The sequence below is a fragment of the Thalassospira sp. MCCC 1A01148 genome (assembly GCF_001613795.1).
Taxonomy (GTDB): Bacteria; Pseudomonadota; Alphaproteobacteria; order Rhodospirillales; family Thalassospiraceae; genus Thalassospira.
Genome location: NZ_LPVZ01000005.1, coordinates 35,064 through 58,485, shown reverse-complemented (window position 1 = coordinate 58,485; position 23,422 = coordinate 35,064). Strand labels below are relative to the sequence as shown.

21 protein-coding genes are annotated in these 23,422 nt (G+C 54.5%); 11 read left to right on the top strand and 10 right to left on the bottom strand.

The features are described 5' to 3' along the window. Positions 1–17: 17 nt before the first annotated feature. From gltX to AUQ43_RS01925, 4 genes are all read right to left on the bottom strand, one after another. Positions 18–1,370 carry a glutamate--tRNA ligase gene (gene gltX / locus AUQ43_RS01940; RefSeq protein WP_062953960.1) on the bottom strand — a complete coding sequence of 451 codons (1,353 nt, stop codon included), beginning with the start codon at positions 1,368–1,370 and terminating at the stop codon, positions 18–20. Positions 1,371–1,384: 14 nt separating this feature from the next. Continuing rightward, positions 1,385–3,061: an NAD+ synthase gene (locus tag AUQ43_RS01935; protein ID WP_062953961.1), complete on the bottom strand. Its 1,677-nt coding sequence runs from the start codon at positions 3,059–3,061 to the stop codon at positions 1,385–1,387. A 100-nt stretch (positions 3,062–3,161) separates the two neighbouring features. Beyond that, entirely contained in the window at positions 3,162–3,647 is a 486-nt protein-coding gene (locus AUQ43_RS01930) for a hypothetical protein (protein WP_062953947.1), read from the bottom strand. Positions 3,648–3,884: 237 nt separating this feature from the next. After that, the gene (locus AUQ43_RS01925) at positions 3,885–5,270 is read right to left on the bottom strand and encodes a class II 3-deoxy-7-phosphoheptulonate synthase (RefSeq protein WP_062953946.1); all 1,386 of its coding nucleotides are present in this window, start codon (positions 5,268–5,270) and stop codon (positions 3,885–3,887) included. Between the two features lie 367 nt (positions 5,271–5,637). On the opposite strand from AUQ43_RS01925, the gene AUQ43_RS01920 reads away from it, so the two are divergent. Both AUQ43_RS01920 and AUQ43_RS01915 read left to right on the top strand, forming a co-directional pair. Beyond that, on the top strand, positions 5,638–6,384 hold the full coding sequence (locus AUQ43_RS01920; protein ID WP_062953945.1) for a sulfite exporter TauE/SafE family protein: 747 nt from the start codon (positions 5,638–5,640) through the stop codon (positions 6,382–6,384). 66 nt (positions 6,385–6,450) lie between these two features. After that, positions 6,451–7,014, top strand: a complete 564-nt coding sequence (locus tag AUQ43_RS01915; RefSeq protein WP_062953944.1) for a YigZ family protein — start codon at positions 6,451–6,453, stop codon at positions 7,012–7,014. 10 nt (positions 7,015–7,024) lie between these two features. Here AUQ43_RS01915 and AUQ43_RS01910 read toward each other — a convergent pair whose 3' ends face one another. Beyond that, the gene (locus tag AUQ43_RS01910; protein ID WP_062953943.1) at positions 7,025–7,459 is read right to left on the bottom strand and encodes a hypothetical protein; all 435 of its coding nucleotides are present in this window, start codon (positions 7,457–7,459) and stop codon (positions 7,025–7,027) included. Continuing rightward, positions 7,446–8,474: a LacI family DNA-binding transcriptional regulator gene (locus tag AUQ43_RS01905; RefSeq protein WP_062953942.1), complete on the bottom strand. Its 1,029-nt coding sequence runs from the start codon at positions 8,472–8,474 to the stop codon at positions 7,446–7,448. Before AUQ43_RS01905 ends, AUQ43_RS01910 begins: the two co-directional genes overlap by 14 nt. Before the next feature lie 165 nt (positions 8,475–8,639). Between AUQ43_RS01905 and AUQ43_RS01900 the strand changes: the two genes are divergently transcribed. The 4 genes from AUQ43_RS01900 to AUQ43_RS01885 all read left to right on the top strand — a co-directional run bounded on the left by AUQ43_RS01900 (position 8,640) and on the right by AUQ43_RS01885 (position 12,458). Beyond that, entirely contained in the window at positions 8,640–9,251 is a 612-nt protein-coding gene (locus AUQ43_RS01900; RefSeq protein WP_062953941.1) for a gluconokinase, read from the top strand. Further along, positions 9,248–10,276: a TRAP transporter substrate-binding protein gene (locus AUQ43_RS01895; protein WP_181838580.1), complete on the top strand. Its 1,029-nt coding sequence runs from the start codon at positions 9,248–9,250 to the stop codon at positions 10,274–10,276. Before AUQ43_RS01900 ends, AUQ43_RS01895 begins: the two co-directional genes overlap by 4 nt. A 153-nt stretch (positions 10,277–10,429) precedes the next feature. Next, positions 10,430–11,023 (top strand): TRAP transporter small permease subunit, encoded by a 594-nt coding sequence (locus tag AUQ43_RS01890; protein WP_062953940.1) that lies wholly within the window; start codon positions 10,430–10,432, stop codon positions 11,021–11,023. A 127-nt stretch (positions 11,024–11,150) separates the two neighbouring features. After that, positions 11,151–12,458 carry a TRAP transporter large permease subunit gene (locus tag AUQ43_RS01885; RefSeq protein WP_062953939.1) on the top strand — a complete coding sequence of 436 codons (1,308 nt, stop codon included), beginning with the start codon at positions 11,151–11,153 and terminating at the stop codon, positions 12,456–12,458. 75 nt (positions 12,459–12,533) lie between these two features. Here the strand turns inward: AUQ43_RS01885 and gor are convergent, their stop codons facing one another. Then, on the bottom strand, positions 12,534–13,895 hold the full coding sequence (gene gor / locus AUQ43_RS01880; protein ID WP_062953938.1) for a glutathione-disulfide reductase: 1,362 nt from the start codon (positions 13,893–13,895) through the stop codon (positions 12,534–12,536). A 230-nt stretch (positions 13,896–14,125) separates the two neighbouring features. On the opposite strand from gor, the gene AUQ43_RS01875 reads away from it, so the two are divergent. Both AUQ43_RS01875 and AUQ43_RS01870 read left to right on the top strand, forming a co-directional pair. Beyond that, positions 14,126–14,545: a hypothetical protein gene (locus tag AUQ43_RS01875; RefSeq protein ID WP_062953937.1), complete on the top strand. Its 420-nt coding sequence runs from the start codon at positions 14,126–14,128 to the stop codon at positions 14,543–14,545. Between the two features lie 126 nt (positions 14,546–14,671). Beyond that, on the top strand, positions 14,672–16,120 hold the full coding sequence (locus AUQ43_RS01870; RefSeq protein ID WP_232310555.1) for a deoxyguanosinetriphosphate triphosphohydrolase: 1,449 nt from the start codon (positions 14,672–14,674) through the stop codon (positions 16,118–16,120). A 49-nt stretch (positions 16,121–16,169) separates the two neighbouring features. Here AUQ43_RS01870 and AUQ43_RS01865 read toward each other — a convergent pair whose 3' ends face one another. Next, complete coding sequence (locus AUQ43_RS01865; protein WP_084271952.1) at positions 16,170–16,913, bottom strand: phosphoadenylyl-sulfate reductase; 744 nt, start codon at positions 16,911–16,913, stop codon at positions 16,170–16,172. Beyond that, positions 16,910–17,470 (bottom strand): bifunctional precorrin-2 dehydrogenase/sirohydrochlorin ferrochelatase, encoded by a 561-nt coding sequence (locus AUQ43_RS01860; protein WP_062953935.1) that lies wholly within the window; start codon positions 17,468–17,470, stop codon positions 16,910–16,912. The genes AUQ43_RS01865 and AUQ43_RS01860 overlap by 4 nt, the downstream gene beginning before the upstream one ends. 252 nt (positions 17,471–17,722) lie before the next feature. Between AUQ43_RS01860 and AUQ43_RS01855 the strand changes: the two genes are divergently transcribed. After that, positions 17,723–18,772, top strand: coding sequence for a COX15/CtaA family protein (locus AUQ43_RS01855; RefSeq protein WP_062953934.1), 1,050 nt, complete (start codon positions 17,723–17,725; stop codon positions 18,770–18,772). Here the strand turns inward: AUQ43_RS01855 and AUQ43_RS01850 are convergent. Next, a complete protein-coding gene (locus AUQ43_RS01850; RefSeq protein ID WP_062953933.1) occupies positions 18,769–20,037 on the bottom strand; it encodes a DUF3422 family protein in 1,269 nt (422 codons plus the stop codon). The two genes, AUQ43_RS01855 and AUQ43_RS01850, sit on opposite strands and share 4 nt — an antisense overlap. A gap of 207 nt (positions 20,038–20,244) precedes the next feature. Here AUQ43_RS01850 and tldD point away from each other — a divergent pair, with 207 nt between their 5' ends. Beyond that, positions 20,245–21,678 (top strand): metalloprotease TldD, encoded by a 1,434-nt coding sequence (gene tldD, locus AUQ43_RS01845; protein ID WP_062953932.1) that lies wholly within the window; start codon positions 20,245–20,247, stop codon positions 21,676–21,678. A 271-nt stretch (positions 21,679–21,949) separates the two neighbouring features. Then, a complete protein-coding gene (locus AUQ43_RS01840; protein ID WP_114129909.1) occupies positions 21,950–23,422 on the top strand; it encodes a M48 family metallopeptidase in 1,473 nt (490 codons plus the stop codon).

Genomic DNA, 23,422 nt, shown 5'->3' with positions numbered 1-23,422 from the left:
GCGATCAAAGCAGATGCTTAGACCGCCTTCCCACACAACCGGTCACGCGCCTTTTCAGACCCGATCAGAACCAGCATCGTCGACATTTCCGGACCATGTTCGCGCGCCGTCAGCGCCTTGCGCAGCGGCATGAAAAGCTGCTTGCCCTTGCGCCCGGTTTCTTCCTTAAGTGCTGTGGTCCAGGTTTTCCAGCTGGTGCCATCAAGCTCGCCTTCCGGCAGCATATCGGCGGCCTTTTTCAGGAACTCGGCATCCTCGGCATCAATTTCCGGAATGACGTTTTTGTGGATCACATCCCACCATTCCAGTGCCTCTGCCACGCGCCAGCAATTGCCGCGCACCGCATTCCAGAACATCTCGTCAGCATCTGCCATGCCTGCGGCTTCAAGCTTTGGCTTGGCGGCCTCAAACGACATGTCGTGAATGACTTTTTCATTAAGGCTTGCCAGTTCGGCCGGATCAAATTTCGGCGTCGAACGGCCATAATGATCCAGATCGAATTTCTCTAGCACCTGCGAAAGGTTCGCCGGCTCGATCTTGTCGGATGCACCAAGGCCGGTCAGAAGGCCAACAAGCGCCTCGACCTCGAACCCGTCGTTACGCAGCTCACGCAGTGAAAGACTGCCCAGACGTTTTGAAAGCTGCGAACCACCCGGCCCCGCCAAAAGCGGCATATGAGCGAACTCAAGCGCGCCCGGCTTTCCACCAAGGGCGAGATACAGCAAGATCTGCGACACGGTATTGGTCACGTGGTCTTCGCCGCGGATGATGTGGGTAACCCCCATTTCAAGGTCATCAACCACCGAGCCCAGCATATAAAGCAACGAGCCATCTTCACGGATCAGGACCGGGTCGGACACATGTTCGGTATCAAACGAGCAGATCCCGCGTGTCAGGTCGTCCCACTCAACCAAACCATCGGTCAGAAGGAAACGCCAATGCGGCTTGCGGCCTTCGGCCTCAAGGGCGGCAATTTCTTCATCGCTAAGCGTCAATGCCTTGCGGTCATAGATGAACGGCTGGTGACGCTGGCGGGCCGCCTTGCGTTTCCAGTTCAGCTCACCTTCCGTCTCGTAGCACGGATAAAGCAGTTCACGCTTTTTCAGGTCGTCAATCGCTGCGTCATATTTGTCCAGACGCAAACTTTGACGTTCTTCCTGATCCCAGTCGATACCAAGCCATGCAAGGTCTTCACGGATCGCGTCGACATATTCGTCCTTTGAGCGCGCCGGATCGGTATCGTCAAAGCGCAGGATGAATTTCCCGCCTGATTTCCGGGCATAAAGCCAGTTCATCAGCGCCACACGGGCGTTACCGACGTGAAGAAGCCCGGTCGGGCTGGGGGCAAATCGCAGAACAGGTTTTGTCATTTCAAACTTTTCAATCACGTAACAAGGTTCGTGAAACCATTGGTAATCGGATAGCGACGGTCACGGCCAAAGGCGCGCGGGGTGATCTTGACCCCCGGGGGTGCCTGACGGCGTTTGTATTCCGCCCGATCCAGCAATCGCCAGACCCGGCGTACTGTTGCCTCATCGTGTCCGCTATCCACGATATCGCGAACAGACCGCTCACCTTCAATCATCTGATGCAGGATATCATCCAAAACATCATAAGGCGGCAGACTATCTTCGTCTTTCTGATCCGGGCGAAGCTCGGCCGATGGCGGCTTGGTGATAATCCGCTCGGGGATTACCATGCCATCCGGGCCCATCGCCCCGTCCGGTTTATGCTCATTGCGCCAGTGGCACAGATTGAACACGGTCGTTTTATAAAGGTCTTTCAGAACCGAATAGCCACCACACATGTCGCCGTAAAGCGTGGCATAGCCGACCGACATTTCCGACTTGTTGCCGGTGGTCAGCACCATGTGACCAAACTTGTTTGAAAGCCCCATCAGGATAATCCCGCGCGAACGGGCCTGAATGTTTTCCTCGGTAATATCAACATCGCGGCCAGCAAATGCAGGTGCCAGCATTTCGTCGAACGCGGCCATGGCCGGGCCAATATTGATGCTTTCAATCCCGGTCTTGAGCATGCCTGCGCAAAGCTCTGCATCCTCAAGGCTCTCGGCCGAGGTGTAGGGCGATGGCATCATCACCAGACGCACGCGGTCAGAACCCAGCGCATCCACCGCAACCGCGGCCGAAAGAGCACTGTCGATCCCGCCCGACATGCCGATGACGACACCGGGGAAACCGTTCTTGTTCACATAGTCGCGCAGGCCCAGTACCAGCGCCTGATAAATTGCATCCAGCCCGGTGGGATAGGCAACCTTTGGCGCGTCACCCGCGCAACGCCATTTACCGCTTTCTGCCTGTTGCCAGGTGGTCACCACCACATCCTCGGCAAAGGCCGCCAAAGCCACCGCAAGAGATCCATCACCGTTCAGGCCAAATGATCCGCCATCAAAGACCAACTCGTCCTGACCACCGACTTCGTTGCAATAGATCATCGGCACACGGCTTTCACGCACGCGATCCTCGATCAGCTTGCGGCGCAGGCCACTTTTATCGGCTTCAAAGGGTGAACCATTCGGCACAAGGAAGATTTCCGCCCCTGCATCGCCCAGATGGGCGACAACATGCGGCGTCCAGACATCTTCGCAGATCGGCACACCAAGCTTGATACCCTTGAATGAGATCGGGGTTGGCATCGGACCCGCGGCAAAGACGCGCTTTTCATCAAACACGCCATAATTGGGCAAATCATTCTTGGCACGCACATCAACGATCTTGCCCTGATCAATCAGCAAAACCGCATTATGGCGGATGCCATCAACTTCCCACGGCGTGGTCAACAGCAATGCCGGGCCATCGGTGCGCTTGGCGGTATGTTCGCAAATAAACTGAACAGCGTCATGCAGATGGCGCATGAAGGCAGGCTTCATCACCAGATCTTCTGGCGGATATCCAGACAGAACCAGCTCAGAATAAAGGACGATTTCCGCGCCCTTTTCTGCCGCAGTTTCCCAGGCAGCCACAACCTTGTCCCGGTTCCCGGTGACATCACCGACAATCGGGTTAAGCTGGGCGATCGCAATGGCAAGCTTCTTTGTCATGATGTTGGAATAGGATCGCCCCCGCGCGCTGTCAATTGCCGAATGGGCAATGCAGCCTTTTGCACGCAAATTTCCGGGAAAATAACGCCAGCAGAAACGATCAAAGAGCCAGGGCGGCGTCGATCTCGTCCTGGCTCATGGTTTTGGCCGAACCGTGGATAATGCCACTGGCGACATCCATGAATTTCTGAAGCGATGTGGTCACAGCACCGGCGGTCACCCGCAACAGCTCGTCATCACCGGTCTCGATAATGGTTTCAAGCTGCGAAACTGCATGGCTGACAATGGTATTAAGATGTTCGATGGTCTCTTCGAACGGCTGGCGGAATTTGGGCGGCACGTGCTCATAAGCCTCAATGGCCAGTTCCCTGTCCGAAAAGGCACTTTCGCGGAAATGCTCCTGATAGCTTTTCGGCGCCCATTCCTTGCAGTCCTCAATCATGTCGGGCATATCCGGCACCATTTCGAGCAGCATGACGATCTCGTTGAAATGGTTCAGATAATCGGTCGCCAAAAGCGTGGTCGAGGAAATATTGGTTCCCTCTACCTTCTTTTGCCATGCGCTGAACTCAGCGTCGTCCACCATACCCGTTGCGACCTCTTCCCCAAACCGTTTCTCAGGAACACCCTGTAATTACCCATACTTAAGAATATTTACTGCCCATTGGTAGATGTTTTTTCACGAATTCATACTGATTGTGCAACAAATCGCGCGCAAGCCCCACTTGAACGCACCAAATGGCAGGAAATACCGAAAAAAAGAAAAGGTGCCCGGCAATTGCCCGGACACCTTTTCGATCACTGTATTTCCCATTCAAGGGGATCAAGCAGAAGCAGCCATCTGTTCGGCTCGGATGCTGTCACGTTCCTTTTTGATCATTTCCGCGATCAGGAAGGCCAGCTCAAGGGCCTGCCCGCCATTAAGGCGCGGGTCGCAATGGGTGTGGTAGCGATCCGAAAGGGCGTCTTCGGTCACTTCGCGTGCACCACCGATACACTCGGTCACGTCGGTGCCGGTCATTTCGAAATGAACGCCACCGGCATGGGTGCCTTCGGCCTTGTGCACATCAAAGAAGTTTTTGACTTCTGCCAGAATCGCGTCAAACGGACGGGTTTTATAACCCGTCGATGCCTTGATCGTGTTGCCATGCATCGGATCACAGGACCAGACGACCTTGCGGCCCTCGGCCTTAACGCGTTTGACCAGACGCGGCAGGTTATCAAACACCTTGTCCGCGCCCATGCGTGCGATCAGGGTCAGGCGACCGGCCTCGTTTTCCGGGTTGAGGATATCGATCAGGCGGATCAGGTCATCCTCATCCATGGTCGGGCCGCATTTCATGCCAATCGGGTTTTTAACCCCGCGCAAGAATTCAACATGGGCATGATCGGCCTGACGGGTACGATCACCGATCCACAGCATATGTGACGAACAATCATACCATTCGCCGGTCAGGCTGTCCTGACGGGTCAGCGCCTGCTCATAACCGAGCAAGAGGGCCTCGTGCGAGGTATAGAAATCCGTCTCGCGCAGCTGCGGCGCACTATCTGCCGTGATGCCGCACGCTTCCATAAAGGCAACCGCCTCGTCAATCTGCGTGGTCAGCTTGCGATAGCGTTCTGCCGCCGGGCTGCCATCAACGAACGAAAGGTTCCAGCGATGGATCTTGGTCAGATCAGCAAAACCGCCCTGCGCGAATGCACGCAGCAGGTTCAGCGTCGCTGCCGACTGGTTATAGGCGCGGATCTGGCGCTGCGGATCAGGGATGCGGGCTTCTTCGGTGAACTCGATGCCATTGACCACGTCGCCGCGATAGCTTGGCAATTCAACACCATTGATGGTTTCGGTATCGCTTGAGCGCGGCTTGGCAAACTGGCCGGCCATACGACCCACCTTGACCACCGGGCAGGACGCACCAAAGGTCAGGACAACCGCCATCTGCAGCATCACCTTGAAGGTGTCGCGAATGTTGTTCGGATGGAATTCCTTGAAGCTTTCGGCACAGTCACCGCCCTGCAGCAGGAAGGCGTTGCCTTCTGCGACTTCACCAAGCTTTTCCTTGAGCGCACGCGCCTCGCCAGCAAACACCAAAGGAGGATAGCTGCCGAGCTCTTGCTCTACGGCCTCGAGGGCCTGTGCATCAGGATAAGTCGGCACCTGCTTGATCGGCAGGTTGCGCCAGCTTTCAATGCTCCAGCTCTTGCTCATTTGCTTCCTCTCAATCCGGCATGTTCATCATCATGCCGCCATTATATCACATATTCGGTTATCTGGCGGAATCCCGCCCGCTTGACCCGTCATTTTACCGGGCCAGACTTGATACGGGTTTTACAAACGCATTTCCACCCCTTCTCGTCATGCACGGGTGATTTTTCCGCAATTTTTTACCAAACCGTCAAAATTAGGCGCAAAATTCCACCCATAACGAAGCCGCTTCATAAGCATGGGTTCAATAACCGTATGATCATAGGTGATTACCGTTTGCGAATCCGCCACCCTATTCATCACACCATTTACGCGAACTGTGATTTGTGAGCACATTGCGCACGTCACCGTAAACTCCGTGGATCGCCCCATGCCCCCTGAAACAATTGCCATTATCGCCTTCGCCTATTTCGTGGCGGCATTTGTCAAAGGGGCAACCGGGCTTGGATTTTCGACATCCGCATTGCCGATTCTGGCCCTTGGACTGGGACTCAAGGCCGGGATGCCGCTGGTGATTATCCCGTCGCTTGTCAGCAATTCGATCATCATGGCGCAAGCGGGCTATTTTCGCGCAACCATAAGCCGGTTCTGGCCGATGTTTCTGGCCACTATCCCGGGAATTCTCATTGGGCTGGCAGTTCTTGAACTGGTCGACAGCATTCTGGCCGGGGCGGTTCTTGGACTTGTTCTGATGAGTTACGGGGCAATTACCATTTTTCGCCCCGGCAAGCCTCTTTCTGACAATGTTGCGCGGCGTATTGCCCCGGTATCGGGCCTTGCCACCGGTTTGATCAACGGCATTACCGGATCACAGGTCATGCCGGTTTTGCCTTTTCTTTTATCCTTGCGGCTTGAGCCCAAACGCTTCCTGACGGCAATCAATATCTCGTTTAGCCTTTCAAGCATTATCATGGCGCTTGGTCTGGCGCGGCTGGGCCTGTTCACCCTCGAAACGCTGTGGATTTCACTGGCCGGGTTGGTACCGGTTTATCTTGGCACCAAACTCGGAACCATTGTGCGTGATCGCATGGATGCCGAAACCTTCCGCAAGGTCGTTCTGATCATGTTGATCATTTTTGGCGTCATTCTGGTCGGCAAACTGTTTACAACAGGATGACGGACTCCCGTCAGGACATCAGATGCCATCTGGCACAATCAGGTCGTTTCTGATAGCACAATCGCCATGAAAACCATTGCCCGCCCTGCCTTTGCTGAGACCGAGGAAAAGAAATCCCGTTTTCTGGCCGAACTCGTTTTTCATGACGATCTGGCCAAGCGGATTGATGAATTGCGCGCACTCCACCCCAAGGCCAATCATCATGTGAATGCCTATCGTTACCTTAATGACGAAGGCCAGCTGATTGAACATGGCAAGGATGACGGGGAACCATCGGGCACATCGGGCATCCCGTGCCTCAAGGTGCTTCAGGGGCGCGATCTGATCAATGTTGCGGTGATTGTGACGCGCTATTTTGGCGGAACAAAACTGGGAACCGGCGGGTTGGTGCGCGCCTATAGCGGGGCGGCTAATGCAGTTTGCGATGTTGCCGAGATCATCGAGTATGTCCCGCAGGGAGAGACAGAACTGTTTGCCGGATTTTCCGATGCCGGAACGCTGGAACAAGCCTGCGCAGAGGATGGCATTACCATCCTTGATCGACAGTTTGATACCGACGGAACACGCATCAAGATCACCGGACCACGTGAACGCCTGGCAGAGCTGAGTGAACGTTTTCCACTTCCCTAAAGCGGCAAGCTTAACTTCCTGCTTGCGGCGTCTTCATAGGAACGAAGTTTTTCAATTCCTCCTCGGTCAGACAGAGGAAAGCCGCTGAGTTCGAATATCGAGGAGAAATGTCTCGCAAAATTGAGAACTTGCCAAGTCGGCCACAATATTTATCGGCCAATGCTACAACATCCTCAGGCAACGGCTCATTCAATGGAATGTGCCGATGACGGATTGTCACAAAATCGCGGCCTGAGAAAGTGATAGCCTCAACGGAGTCAGACACAACACCGTCCCCCTTCACTTTAGCCTCCCAATACCAAGCGTAGGGCGATTGCAACCCAACAATATCATCAGATTTTTCGACCGTCGTGTGCTGGCAAGCCGCAAGCAATGCCAACAACCCGACAATAAGTGTGTTTTTTGAGATAATCCTCGGACCTCCAAGCTGCTTATTTTTTTTCACGCGTGGTGCTTTCGCGGCACTGAAGCTCGAAACCGAGATCGATGATTTTTTGTTCGGGGGTTTCGCCGTCCAGCACGCTTTTGATCATCTGCACGGCCCGTTTGCCGATCTGATAGCGGTCGGTTCGGATGGACGTCAGAGACGGATAGCTTGCCGCCATCATTTCAAGGTCGTTGAAGCCGATGATCCCCATCTCATCAGGGACCGATATACCCGCCTTCTGACAGCCAAACAGCGCGCCAAGCGCCATGTCATCATTGTTGCAGAATACGGCATCAAGGTCCGGGCGACGTTTGCGCAATTGCCCGATGAGTTCCGCCCCAAGTGACACACTTGAGGACGCGGTGGTTGTCACGATCAGGTCGGGATCATAACGCCCGCCCGAACGCATGGCTTCCTTGAAACCTTCCAAACGGCGGTAAGATCGCGGATCCATACGTGCGCCAAGGAACCCGATGCGCTTATAGCGTTTTTGCACCAGATGTGTTCCCGCCGCACGCCCGCCTTCAAAATGCGAAAACCCGACCATCATATCGATCGGGTCATCTCCGGTTTCCATGATCTGCACCACCGGGCAGCTGGCATTTTGCAAAAGTTCACGGGTTGCCGCAGTCTGATCTGTCCCGGCGACAATCATTGCCGACGGTCCCTGCCCCAGAAACGTCCGCACCAAGCGTTCTTCATCCTTCGCCACATAGCGCGAATTGCCGAGCTGGACCTGAAACACGCCGTCATCGAGTTCGTCATAGATGGCGCGCAGCGTGTCGGCAAACACGTTGTTGGTCAGGGACGGAACAATCACACCAACAATATTCGAACGTGTCGATGCCAGTGCGCTTGCATGGGAATGCGGCACGTAATTGAGCTTTTTCACCGCATTGTTGATTTTGCGCCTTAGGTGATCTGACACCTTTGACGGGTCGCGCAATGCACGTGAGACCGTAATGGTACTGACCCCTGCCTTCTCGGCAACGTCAGAAATAGTTGGCCGCCCGGCCCCTTTGCGTTTCCTCATACCCCTACATTTATTACGTCTTTTATACATCGACAAGAGCCTTGAAGATTAGGCTGTTGACTCAATGTTAGCGCTAACATTATGTTAGCGCTAACATTACGCACAACAGGGCAAACCAAAGCAACAATTAGCCCTGCAAAAAAGTAACCGGGTGGAAATATCTAAATGCATCGACAAGCTCATTATGTCGTGATCATGGGCGTCGCTGGTTCGGGGAAAACCGAAGTCGCGCGCCGCATTGCCGAGGCGACCGGCGACTGCTGGCTTGATGCAGATGATTACCATCCTGTTGAAAATGTCGAACATATGCGCCGCGGGCAGCCGCTTAATGATGACATGCGCTGGCCATGGCTAAGTGCGGTTGCGGATGGTGCCCATACCAGATCAAGCATCGATGACACCGCTGATGCGCGCACGGATGGTGCGCAAAAAGTGTTTATCGCTTGTTCCGCGCTCAAACGGCGCTATCGCGATTTTCTATGCCGGAAACTTGATCCGGTAACGTTTGTGTTTCTGGACGGTACACGTGATGTGATCCAGACGCGGCTCGAACGCCGTGTCGGACATTTCATGCCGTCCGCCTTGCTAGACAGTCAGCTTGCAGATCTTGAACCGCCGGGGCCGGACGAGAACTGTGTGACTGTCTCGATTGATGCCCCGATCGACACCGTTGTTGCCATGGCAATCGATAACCTCGCAGCCCATGAAAACAGCGGCTCTTCCACTGTAAAAGATAACACCGCCGGAAAACCGGAACTCCAGGGAGAAGACAAATGACCAAGTCTCTTAAATCGCTCGCAGGAGCAACCTTTATTGCGACCCTGATCGCAGCGGCGCCTTTTGCCGCCAATGCGCAGGAATTCACCCTCAAGATCCAGTCAAGTGACGCCGCAGGCGTGCCGAACTTTGAACTGGAGCAGGAATGGGCTGAGCGCGTTGAAACCATGACGGGTGGCCGCGTTGACGTGGAAATGCTGCCGGTCAACTCTATCGTTGAGCACAACGAAACCCAGGATGCGATTGCCGCAGGCATTCTGGACGGTCACATCACCGATACCAGCTACTTTACCGGCAAGGACCCGGCATTCGGCCTGATCGCCAACCCGGTTGGCGCATGGTCGGCACCGTCCGAAATGCTGCGCTTTGTTGAATATGGTGGCGGCAAGGAGCTGATGAACAGCCTGCTTAACCCGCGTGGTTTGCAGTTCATCGGTGCCGTAACCCCCGGCCTCGAAGCATTTGTTTCCTCGGTCCCGCTTGATGGCGTTGCCGACCTCGAAGGCCTGAAGATGCGCGCACCGGAAGGCATGGTTCAGCAGGTATTTGCCGCTGCTGGTGCAGCCCCGGTAAACATTCCGCAGTCCGAAGTTTTTACCTCGCTTGATAAGAAAGTCATCGATGCTGCGGATGCCACCGTGTTCTCGACCAACCAGGCAATGGGCCTGCATGATGTTGCAAAACATCCGGTCTATCCGGGCTTCCATTCCATGCCGATGCTCGAAGTCTCGATCAACAAGACCAAATGGGACTCGATGCCAGAAGACATCCAGGCAATTCTTGAAATGTCGGTCCGCGATCTGGCCCATGACATGGATGCACGCCTGGCAATGAAAGACATGGAAGCTGTGGCGCAGGCCCGTTCACAAGGTGGCGTCACCATCCACAACTGGTCGGCTGAGGAACGTGCGAAGTTCCGTCAGATTGCCACCAGCCAGTGGGAAAAAGTTGCGGCACGTTCAGAAGACGCTCAGCGCGTTTATGATACCCTTGTCGAGTATCTGAAATCCCAGGGCCTGATCTAAGTCAGATCATCTCTGACCGACAGCGCGATATTCCCGCGCTGTCGGCAATGTGATGCAATACAATCCGGCAAGCCCCGATTTCTGAGACGTTTTCGGGGTGGCGGCCTCCCCGTCGCCGGGTTGTATTGTACCTTGTCACAAGGAATATTCGACATGTCCGAAACTCCTCAGCACTTGCCGCTGCCCGAACCAGAAGAAGTTCAGGAACAGCCGCTTGTCGTTTCTGGCCTCCTTGGCCGCTTGATCACAAAAACTTCAAACGTATTTGCCCTTGGCTTTCTGTTGTCGATGGCAACGTTGATTTATGAAATCGTGATGCGTCATGTATTCAACAGCCCAACACTCTGGGCGCATGAAACAACGACGTTCATCTGTGCCATTGGCTTTGTATTTGGCGGTCTTTTTTGCGCCGCCCGTGACAAGCATATTCGCGTGGTCATCCTCTATGACATCGTTGGCCCGAAAATGCGCAAGACACTGGATGTTTTCATATCCGTCGTTTGCATGATTTCGTCTGGCTTCTTTGCATGGGCGGCCTGGCTGATGGTCGAGCGTGCGGCTTTCACGCCTACCGGTGATATTCACCTTGAAACCACCGGCAGCGCTTTCAATGCACCCTATCCCGGCGTTCTCAAGGTTTTCTTGTTCCTCACTCTGATTGTTTTGACCGTGCAGTTTCTGGTGCAGGCAATCAACTATGCCCGCAAGGCACCGATTATGCCGGCCTCACATACCCTTAGTGATTGATCTTGCGGATTTGCTGCGCGCTTCGTGCAACACCGCACCCGATAAACGATGTTTGGCCCGTTGGCCCCTGATCCCATTTTCGATCTCACGCTTAATCAAGGCGAGCGGCGAGACAGGATAGATCCATATGTTTGAATTACAGTCCCTTGGCATTGAATACGGCACGCTCGCCATGTTCGTTTTGCTGCTTGGTTTTCTTTTGACCGGCATGCCGCTTGCGTTCGTGACCCTATTGATCGCCCTTATTTTTACCCTTGGCTGGTTTGGTCCGATGGCGGTGCCACTGATTACCAGCAGGGTGTATTCATTTGTTTCATCCTTTGTTTTTGTCTCGGTGCCGATGTTCGTGCTGATGGCAGCGATCCTTGACCGATCCGGGATTGCGCGGGACTTGTTTGATGCCATGCGTCTTTTTGGCGGCAGACTTAAAGGCGGCGTTGCCGTTCAGACCATTTTTGTCGCCGTGATCCTTGCTGCCATGAGCGGCATTATCGGCGGCGAGATTGTCTTGCTTGGCCTAATTGCCCTGCCCCAGATGCTCCGTCAGGGCTATGACAAGAACCTCGCCATCGGTGTTGTCTGTGCCGGTGGCTCGCTTGGCACGATGGTGCCGCCATCGATTGTTTTGATCATTTACGGCCTGACCGCAAACGTTTCGATTGGCGATCTGTTTACATCGGCCTTCTTGCCGGGCTTCATGCTGGCAGGCTTCTATGTCGCCTATGTGCTGTTTCGATCATATACCGGCAAAAATATTGCCCCGCCCCCGCAGACTGAAAAGATCCCGCATGCCGAAAAGATGCGCCTTCTCAAAGGTCTGTTCTTGCCGATCTCGGTTGTTTTCTGTGTGCTGGGTTCGATCTATGGCGGCATCGCATCCGTGACAGAGGCATCGGCGGTTGGTGTGGCCGGTGTGATCCTTTCAACCGTTTTTCGGCGCGAATTCTCGCTTTCCATGCTTAAGGCGGCGGCGCTTCAAACACTGTCGACCTGCGGCATGATTGTCTGGATCGGCATCGGGGCTTCCGCCCTTGTCGGGGTGTTTAACCTGATGGGCGGGATCAAGTTCGTTTCAAGTCTGATTACCGGCATTTCCGATGATCCAACCGTGATCATTCTGTTCATGATGCTGATCCTGTTTGTCTTGGGCATGTTCCTTGACTGGGTGGGCATCGCGCTTCTGACCATGCCGATCTTTGTCCCGATTGTCCGCGAGCTTGGCTTTGATCCGGTCTGGTTCGGTGTGCTGTTTGCCATGAACATGCAGGTCAGCTTCCTGTCCCCGCCATTTGGGCCAGCTGCGTTTTATCTTAAATCGGTGGCGCCCCCCGACATATCCCTTGGCGATATCTTCAAGTCGCTTCTGCCCTTTATCTGCCTGCAGATTTTGGCCGTCGCACTTCTGATCATCTTCCCGGGCCTTGCCGGGGGCTAAGACCGAAAACCAAGAACGAAACGAAAAAAGGCGGGACCAATATTGGTCCCGCCTTTTGTTTTTAAAACTGAATGCCTAGTCCGAGACCGGGAAGCGCATGGTCACGAATTCCTCGGCCGCGGACGGATGGACCGCGACGGTCTGGTCGAACTGGGCCTTGGTCGCGCCCATGCGGACAGCAATCCCGATGCCCTGAATGATTTCAGCCGCATCCGGGCCGACCATATGGGCACCAAGCACCACATCGGTGGTTTTATCGACAATCAGCTTCATCAGCGTTTTTTCATCCCGTCCCGAAAGGGTGTGGCGCATCGGTTTGAAGGTCGATTTATAAATTGCGACATCAAGTCCCTTGGCGCGTGCCTCTTCCTCGGACAGGCCAACCGTGCCAACCGGTGGCTGGCTGAAAACGGCGGTCGGGATGGCCTGATAGGACATTGACCACGGTTTGCCGCCATAGACTGTATCGGCAAACGCCATGCCTTCCTTGATGGCCACCGGGGTCAGTTGCACGTGATCACGGACATCGCCCACAGCATAGATGTTCGGAACGCTGGTTTGCAGGCCCGCATTGGTGATGATCGCACTTCTGTCGTTCAGCTCAACACCGGCTTGTTCAAGACCCAGACCATGGGTTTTCGGCTCGCGACCTGTGGCAAACATGATGGCATCAACATCCTGATGGTCACCACCCGTCAGGGTCAGCTTCAGTGAGCCGTCATCATTCTTGGCAATCGCCGTGACATTGGTGTGCAAGCGCAGATCAATGCCCTTTTTGACGATCTCTTCGGCCAGATGGTTGCGGATGTCATTGTCAAAGCCACGCAGAATCTGGTCACCGCGATAGAACTGGGTCACGTTTGCGCCAAGCCCGGCAAAGATACCGGCAAACTCGACAGCAATGTAACCGCCACCAACAACCGCGATGCGTTCGGGCAAGTCTTCTAGGTGGAAGGCCTGATTGGATGAAATCGCATGTTCGATGCCTGGAATATCGGGCATGACCGGTGTGCCGCCCACCGCAATCAGAATGCGTTCGGCGGTCACCGTTTTGTCGCCGACCTCGAGCGTGTGGGCATCCTTCAGAACCGCACGGCTTTCAAACAGTTCGACATTCGACCCCTTCAGAAGGCTTTTATAGATGCCATTAAGACGTTCAATCTCGGCATCCTTGTTGGCGATCAGGGTTTTCCAGCTAAAGCTCGGCTCGCCCGGAAGGGTCCAGCCATAAGCGGATGCGTCTTCGAAATCCTCAGCAAAGTGTGCACCGTAAACCAGAAGCTTTTTCGGCACACAGCCACGAATCACACAGGTGCCACCGACCTGGCTTTCCTCGGCGATGGCGACCTTTGCACCATATCCCGATGCCACGCGGGCGGCGCGCACGCCTCCTGAACCGGCACCGACAACAAACAAATCAAAATCATAGTCCGACATGCGGAAATTCCTGTTTTTTGCTCAATGAGACAACTTGGCGCCAAATGTAGGGCGAATTTGCCAAGAGTCGAGACCAAACACGGTAAACCGGGCGTAAAATCCACGTGAAATGAACGGAAAGCGTCTGCAAAGGTGCAAGATGCTGTTGTGGGATAGCTTTTATAAACTTTCGCGCTATATGATGGCAAAGACGCGATGGGGATTGCGACAACTTTGATAGGATTTTATCCATGAACGACCATATCCACGGTCAGGATGCGTCTTTTGACAATGCACCGGGCTATACCGACGAGCGCGGCGGAAATACCGCCCTTGTCTGTTACGGGCTTATGATCGCAACCCTGTTTACGGCGTTTGCCACAGGTCTGATTGCGCTGATCGTTTCCTATATCGCACGCGAAGACGACAATCACTGGACCAACAGTCACTACACCTTCGTCATCCGCACATTCTGGATCAGCATCCTGTATGCCATCATCCTTGGTTTCTTTACCTTCGTGATTGGTTGGATCCCGCTTCTGGGCTGGGCTATTGTCGGGTTGATGGCGCTTTACACCACCGCCTGGTTTATCGGGCGCAATGTGATCGGCCTTCTGCGCGCATTGAACGGCCGCCCGATTGATAACCCGCAAAGCTGGTTCTTTGGCTGATCACCCATAAATGCGGTGCAATTGGGTCAAAGACTGTTTGTCCGATTGCACCGGACTCCCCGGCCCGTTAAAGTTGCCAACGAACAACATCTGCAAAGAACATTCGATACGGACAGGGGTTTAAAAGTGGCGTCGTCTGCGCAAGGGTCTGGCGATAAAATGCGCTGGGAAGATCTTCTTTCTTCTCATCGGCTTGAATTCAAGGATGGCAAAATTCGCCTGCCCGAAGGTGCCCCTTATCCGACACCGGATGGCCGAAGCCCGTTTCAGATCGATGTCGACCGGGTAATCTTCTCGTCCTCGTTCCGGCGTCTGCAAAACAAGACGCAGGTCCACCCCCTATCCGAAAACGATCATGTCCATACCCGCCTGACCCACACGATCGAGGTCGGCTCGGTCGGGCAATCGCTTGGCCTGATGGCAGGCGCGCATATCGTCAAAAACCTGCCCAAGGGATTGGAAACCACCCTGGCCGATATCGGTTACATGGTGCAGGCAGCATGTCTTGCGCACGATATCGGCAACCCGCCATTCGGGCATTCCGGCGAGGACGCCATCAATGAATGGTTCACAACATCGCGCCTTGCCAAGGACGAGCTGACATCACGCCTTTCGGGGCCGGAGCTTGAAGACCTGCGTCATTTTGAGGGCAACGCCCAAGGGTTACGCATTATCAGCCAGCTTGAAATGAAGCGCTTTGACGGTGGGCTTAACCTGACCTACGGCACGCTTGGCAGTTTCATCAAATATCCGCGCAGCACGTCGGTGCCCGATGCACGCCGCAAGGAATATACCGGCCTTAAAAAGCCCGGCTATTATCAGGCCGAACGAAACATTGCGCAGGCGATTGCAAAGGTTTGCGGCCTGTCCCCGCTTGAAGGATTTGACGGCGCATGGCGGCGTCATCCGCTGGTGTATCTGGTCGAGGCCGCCGACGACATCTGTTATTCCGTGGTCGATCTTGAAGATGGCTGGGAACTGGGCTGTGTCAGCTTCGAGGAAGTCGAACGTGCGCTTGCCCCGATTGCCCGCCACCCGGAAAAATATGACGGCGATGCCGAACAGCGCTGGAAAGACCTGCGCGCTGAGGGCTGGTATGCCGAGAAGTCGGAAAACGACCGAATCGGCTTCCTGCGCGGCAAGGCGATTGGCAATCTGGTCAAGGCCGCAGTTGACGCCTTCATTGAACATGAAGACGCGCTTCTTGCGGGCACGATTGAAGGCGATCTTCTTGCTAACACACCGTTGGGCCCCCATGCCAAGGCGTGCAAGAAACTGGCTGTACAGAAGATCTATAACGCACCACATGTCCTGCCGATCGAGATGGCCGGGTTCGAGGTCATAAATGGCCTGCTTGAAAGCTTTGTTCGTGCCGCCATCGACATTGACGAGCACAAAAATCACGGCAAACGTCTGCCACCGCAGGCCGACCGGATCGACAAGCTGTTATCGGGCAAGCTGATGGCCGCTCCCGACCTTTACAGCCGCCTGATGCGGGTGATGGATTACATTTCCGGCATGACGGATCGCTATGCGGTCACACTGTTCAGGAAGCTTCAGGGCATCACCATCTAACAAAAAACCCGGCCAGATGGCCGGGTTTTTCATGGAAGCCTGATCAGGCTTAGATGATGTAGTGAATGCCGCATTCGGTCTTGTCCTGCCCGGCCCAGCGTCCGGCACGGACATCGGTCGAATTCGGGTCAACACGCTCAGTGCAAGGCATGCAACCAATCGACAGGAAGCCTTCGGCCTCAAGCGGATGACGCGGAAGGGCGCGATGTTCAAAGATGTCTTCGATATCCTCGCGCTTGTACCCTGCCAGCGGATTGATCTTGATCCGCGATCCTGCCGGTTCGACAACCGGCAACGCATCGCGTTCACCACCGTGGAAACGTTTGCGGCCGGTCAGCCACGCGTCATAGCCTTCGAGTGCACGCTGAAGCGGCTCCACCTTGCGCAAATAGCAGCATTTCGCGGTGTCCGAGGCAAACAACATCCCGTTCGGATCATCTGCCTTGAGCTTTTCCTCGTCCGGACGCATGATCTTGATATTGGTCAGGCCCAAATGATCAACAAGCTTTTCACGGTAGGTGTGCGTTTCACCAAACAGCTTGCGGGTATCAAGGAAAATCACCGGCAAGTCACGATCAACTTCTGCGACCAGCGCAAGAAGGGCCGCGGCCTCTGTCCCGAAGGACGAGGTCATGGTGATGCGACCGTTGAATTCCTCATGCACCATGGGTTCGATCAAAGCGACGCCTTGCAGATCCCCATAGCGGCTTAGCAGCTCAGCGGCCCGGTCAGTTGCCTCCTCTACAGACATGGAGCCACCGGTCACAATGTCTTCTTCACGCAATACATTCATGGCAACCACCTACGACGATCAATAAAGTCGTCGGTTTTCTCAAGTAACTGCTTCATATCTGCACCTTCGGCCTTCCACTTCTCTCGCTCGGCAGAGAGAATGGACAGACGTTCAGACCATTTTGGATCAAGCCAGTGTTCTATAGCACGACGAATGCGTCCTGCAAGCCTTGGACTTTTACCATTGGTCGAAACCGTGATCATCAGATCACCACGCTGAATGCGCGCTGGCGACGAAAAATCACAATATTGTTTGACGTCCTCGACATTGGCAATCGTGCCAACGGCCTTGGCAATAGAGGCCAGCTCGGCAGCCTTTTTAAGATCAAGGTCGATGATAAACATGATGGAGGCCGCGTTTACATCCGCCGAGTTTGGCAAATAGCGCTGCAACCGGTCACCGGCCTGTTCGGCCAGTTCGGGTATCGGGTCTTCGGAATAGACGGTGACGTATTTTGCCCCATCACCGTCAAACTGGCGCAAACGGTTCAGGGTGGCCTGACCGTTGCCGACCAAAGCGACCGAAAGTCGCGTCAGGTCCAGATTGATGGGAAACATCGTCGATCCTCTAATGCGGGTTTCTCTCTATTGCCCATGACTATGAGTGTGGATAGCGAATCATTCAATACATTTTTTATGTGTTTTATATATAAACAACACTAAATATTGGTATTTAATAGTTGCAAGCTGACTGATCCACCGGCCCCGATTTTTCCGTAAAGCTTTTCCTCCAATTCTTGCAAAACCGCCCTATATTGGGCCAAATTTCAAAACCCGTCCGCCAGAAGATACCGTCAAGAGAGCGTCCAGATGTCCAGCAGTGCCTCCCCTGCCCTGTCCGAAGTCAGCCTTGCGCAACCACAAGCCAACAAAAACGTCGCCATCTGGCTGTTTTCCTGCGCGGCGATGGTGTTCATCATGGTGGTGATCGGCGGCTTGACGCGCCTGACTGAATCAGGGCTTTCGATTGTGGAATGGCGCCCCTTCACCGGCATCATCCCGCCGATGAATGAAGCCGACTGGCAAACGCTTTATGAAAAATACAGCCAGTATCCCGAGTTCCAGAAAATCAACGCCTGGATGTCGGTCGAGGATTTCAAATCGATCTTCTGGCTGGAATTCATCCATCGCCTGTGGGGACGCTTGATCGGGATCGTGTTCTTCATCCCGTTCGTGTGGTTCCTCGCCAAGAAATCGATTGATCGCGCAACCAAGTGGAAGCTTTGGGGGCTTTTCATCCTTGGCGGTCTGCAGGGCCTGATGGGCTGGTACATGGTCATGAGCGGCCTGGTTGATCGACCAGACGTCAGCCAATACCGCCTGACCGCGCATTTCGGACTGGCGCTGTTGATTTTCATCGCCCTTCTATGGGTCGCCCTGCAGCAGCTTGGTCCGCGCACCACATCAACGATTTCGTCAAAACGTGCCTGGCAGTTGCTGTGGCTTATTGTGTTTACCGCACTATCGGGTGGCTTTGTCGCCGGGCTGAATGCCGGGCACATCTACAACACCTTCCCGCTGATGGACGGACAGTTGATCCCGGAAGGCCTTTATGTCTTTGACCCGGTCTGGCTGGCACCGTTTGAGGACCACATGACCGTGCAGTGGGACCATCGCTGGCTGGCAAAGCTGACATTCGTGATGGTGCTGGTCTTCTGGTGGTGCGCAGGAAAATGGGGGCTTGATGCCAAGCAACGCTTTGCCACCCATCTGGTGCTGGCAGCAGCTTGCCTTCAGGTCACTCTGGGCATTTCAACGCTTCTGAGCGTTGTGTGGTTGCCTCTTGGTGTTGCCCATCAGGCCGGTGCAGTTGTTCTGGTCGGCACAGCAACCTATGCGGCCTACACGCTGCGACACTAGTCGTCTGCCCGGTGCAGTGCCTTGCGGATACGGTGCATCGAAAACCAGATAGCGCCAAGCACAAGCGGAACGGCAATCCCCGTTGCAACGCGGTCATTGATTGGCGCACCTGTGTCCTTGATCGCCTTAAACAAATAGCCCAGAAGCCCAACCGCATAATAGGTAATCGCCGCAACAGACAGGCCTTCGACCGTTTGTTGCAGGCGAAGCTGCAATTTCACGCGGCGATCCATGCTGGCCAGAAGGTCGCGGTTTTGCGCCTCAAGCAGGATATCGACGCGGGTGCGCAACAGGTTGTTGGCGCGTGCCACGCGTTTTGACAGCACTTCCAACCGATCCCCGATGTTCTGACATGTCCGCATGGCTGGCGCCAAACGACGTTCCATAAACTCGGTAATGGTCTGAACCCCTTCAATGCGTTCTTCACGAAGCTCGATCAGGCGGGCCTGCACGATGCGGTAATAGGCCCGCGCAGCACTAAAGCGGTAATTAAGGGACGCTGCCATTTCCTCGGTCTGGGCGGCCAAGTCGGTCAATTTTGAAAGCGTTTCTTCGTCATCCGCCTGGGTCTTGCTGGCCATCTCGGCTGTAATTTCCGACAGACGTGTATCAATCTCGGAAACCTTCGGGGTTGCGCAATGGGCCATGGGAAAAGCCAAAAGCGCCATCATGCGATAAACTTCGATTTCCTTTAAACGCTGCACAAGACGGCCCGCCTGCAGCTGTTCCATCCCTTGATCCTTGACCAGCATGCGGCCAAAGCCGTCCCCATGCAGGCGAAAGTCGGTCCAGACTTGCGCTGTCCCGCCCAGAACCCGACTGCCGGTCAGGCCATTGTGATCAAACAACCGGGAAATTTCATCTTCGGTTCGGTCGGTTTTCTCGACCACGATATGCAACCCGACCATCAATTGCCCCGGCGTTTCCGAGAGCCAGTCCTGTGGTACAAGGTTGATCACCGGATCATCGAACGGGTTATCAAACGGCTCCATGCGCTTGAACACATATACGGTGAATTCCGCATGGCGTTCCCAGATCACGGAAAACCCGTCACAGGTCGCTTCAAAATATTTCTGATCCGGTGCCGGTGGTGTCAGACTGAACCGCTCGCAAAAGGCGATGAAATGTTCGCGAACGTTATCATCAAGCTCCTCGCCAGCATGAAAGGCAATACAGGAACATCTCGTTGGGCTGGAAACACCGCCAAACGGACGGGCATGAATTTCGTTATGAAGGGCGACACGCTGGGGATGTTCAACAAACATTGCCACGGGCTTTCATAATTGGCCATTGCGGTCTATATAAAGCGTTCGGGGACGGTTTTGACTGATCCCTGACAGTACCTGTATAGACGAAAGTTCAATGTGACAGAAAGCCCCTAAAACGTAAGGGAAAATACCGTCACAGGTCCTTTTATCTTTTGGGGAAAATCATTTTCTCTGGCCGAACAATCCCGGCTCCAAGGAGGCTCCATGACCGATCTTCGCACCACCGACAGTCTGTTTTTCGCCAAGGGTGATCTTGATCGCGACCGGCTTGAAACACAGGTCAATGATGCGCTGGGCACTGCTGAAGACGGTGAACTTTTCCTTGAATATCGTCAATCCGAAAGCCTTGTCTGGGATGATGGCCGCCTGCGCAGTGCAAACTTTGACACCGCACAAGGATTTGGCCTGCGGGCTGTTGCCGATGAAGCCACAGCCTTTTCGCACTCCAACGAGCTTTCCAATGACGCAGTCGGCCGTGCGGCCGAAACCGTTAAGGCTGTTGGATCTGGACGTTCCGGCAAGGTTGATCTGGGATCCATCGGGACGAATATATCGCTTTACTCTGATGTGAACCCGCTGGGCGAGGCCACGTTTGAAGCCAAGGTTGATCTGCTTGCACAGATTGATGCCTATGCCCGGTCGCGCGATCCGCGCGTGGTACAGGTTTCGGCATCTATTTCAGGCAACTGGCAGGCTGTCCAGATCTGGCGTTCAGGTGGTCAGCGCATTGGCGACATCCGACCGCTGGTGCGTTTCAATGTTTCGGTTGTTGTCAAACAGGGCGATCGCATGGAAACCGGATCACATGGCGAAGGCGGACGCATTGGCTATGACGGGTTCTTTGATGAAAAAACCTGGAAAAAGGCGGTTGATGAATCGCTCCGTCAGGCGGTTGTGAACCTTGACTCAGTGGCCGCACCAGCAGGCGAAATGACCGTGGTGCTTGGTCCGGGTTGGCCGGGCATTTTGCTGCATGAAGCCATCGGTCACGGCCTTGAGGGTGATTTTAACCGCAAGGGCACCTCGGCCTTTGCCGGGCTTTTGGGACAGCGGATAGCATCGCCGGGTGTGACGGTTGTTGATGATGGCACCATCCATGATCGCCGTGGATCGCTTTCAATTGATGATGAAGGCACCCCGACCCAGCAAACCGTCCTGATCGAAGACGGTATCCTGAAAGGATTTATGCAGGATCGCCTCAATGCACGCCTCACCGGGGTCAAATCCACGGGTAACGGGCGTCGCCAGTCATATGCCCACGCGCCGATGCCGCGCATGACCAACACCTATATGCTTGGTGGTGACAAGGATCCCGATGAAATTCTGGCCTCGGTCAAAAAAGGTATTTATGCCGTGAACTTTGGCGGTGGTCAGGTCGACATCACATCGGGCAAGTTCGTCTTCTCGGCCTCGGAAGCCTATTTGATTGAAGACGGTAAACTTGGTGCGCCGGTAAAGGGTGCGACCCTGATCGGCAATGGCCCGGACAGCCTGACGAAGGTTTCAATGGTCGGCAATGATATGGCACTTGATAACGGCATCGGTACCTGTGGCAAGGACGGGCAAGGTGTCCCCGTTGGTGTCGGGCAACCAACCCTGCGTATTGACGGCCTGACCGTCGGCGGCACTGCGGTATAACCTTCGTGGTATAACCGTAAGTGCCCTTTGGATATGGCACATACTACTTTGTGATAAATTATCTATACGCACGATCATAAACACTATCCTCCGACGAGTCGTGATACCAACCTGCCGAATGGCTATCCCTGCCAGCACAAAGACCATAATCTGATTGGATATGTTCCAAACAGGTTATGGTCGTCTTTTCGGTTGCGTCGCCATCCTCTGCCAGTGACGGCATTGATTGCACCGAACGACTGCCATGACTTGCCAACGATGGGAAAGTACCTTGAATATCGCTAGATGGCAGTACGTCACGGCACTTGCGACAGCTGTATTGGTGTCACTTTCAATCGGCATCCCCAAAGTTCAGGCGCAACAAAGTATTGATGTGCGCACGGATGAAGCACGGCAATTTTCCGAAGATTTCGAACGACTGACGGATGTCACCGCCCGGGCCAATATCCTGATGCGAGCCGACGACGGTGGCGACATTACCTATGCCGACATCCTTGCCAATCCGGATGACATCGTCCTGAATTTCCGATGGGCGAAGGCGCAGCTGGCGCGCGGCGAAGTCCGCGGGGCATCGGCGACGCTTGAACGCATTCTTGTCCTTGATCCTGATCTTGCCCCTGTACGCCTCTACTACGCAATCGTTCTGTATCGCCTTGACAGCCTTGACGAGGCCCGCAGCCAGTTCGACCGCCTGTTGCAAATGAACATCTCGCCCGAGGTCGAACGCAACATTCGGCAATATATCAGCGAGATCGAACGCCGTCGGAAACGTTTGGCCCAAAGCCTGACCATGACATTGGGCAGCCAGATTGACAGCAACCGGAACGCGGCCCCGAACGACAAGATCCAGCTTCTGACCGGCACACCTACAGCCATAACTTCAAGCGCGGACAAGCCCAACAACGACATCGCCTATGTCGGTGCCCTGCGCTATGACGTCAGTTACGATCTGGGCTATCAGGAAGGTCACGAAGTCTTTGCCAGCGTAACGGGCTATGGCAGTGATCAGGTCCAGCTTGATGCACTTGATATCGGGTCGTTTTCGGTTGATCTTGGCGCACGCATTCGCGGCGGATACTGGATGCTGACCCCGACACTAAGCCAAACCGCGCAGTCGCTTTCACGCGAAAAGTACCTTACTGCACGAACAGGTCGTCTGAGGCTGGATTGGAATGTGCGCCCCTTCTTTAACCTGAACGGGGATGTCAACTATTCTGATGAACGCTACCAGAACACGTCGGAATCAACTGCGCTTCGGCTGCACTCTGGCCAACGGTATGGCGCGCGCATTGGCGGCAACTACACGTGGTCGCCAAACAACCGCACGACGATCAACCTGACTGCCGGAAAAAAAGAAGCCGCCAGAAACTATTACAGCTACGATAGCTTGAGCGGCGAGCTAATCCATGCTTATCTGTTCGGTGGGGGAAGTTACATCAGCGGAAGCATCCGTTATGGCAAGGACCAGTACCGCGATCCGGACTTTCTAACGACCGGCAACTCACCACAACACCGGACGGATCGCACAATACGGACACGCCTGACATACGGTGCCCCGCTGTCAACGATATTGCCGACCGATTTGTTTGGGGATAGCGCAACGGCAAATCAGATACTTGGCTTTCTCGCACCAATCAACTGGTCGATTACCGGCGAGTATCTGAATACAGATTCAAACATTCCCAACTATGAATACCATAACGCACGTGCACAGGTATTTCTGACACGCCGCTGGGAGTTCTAG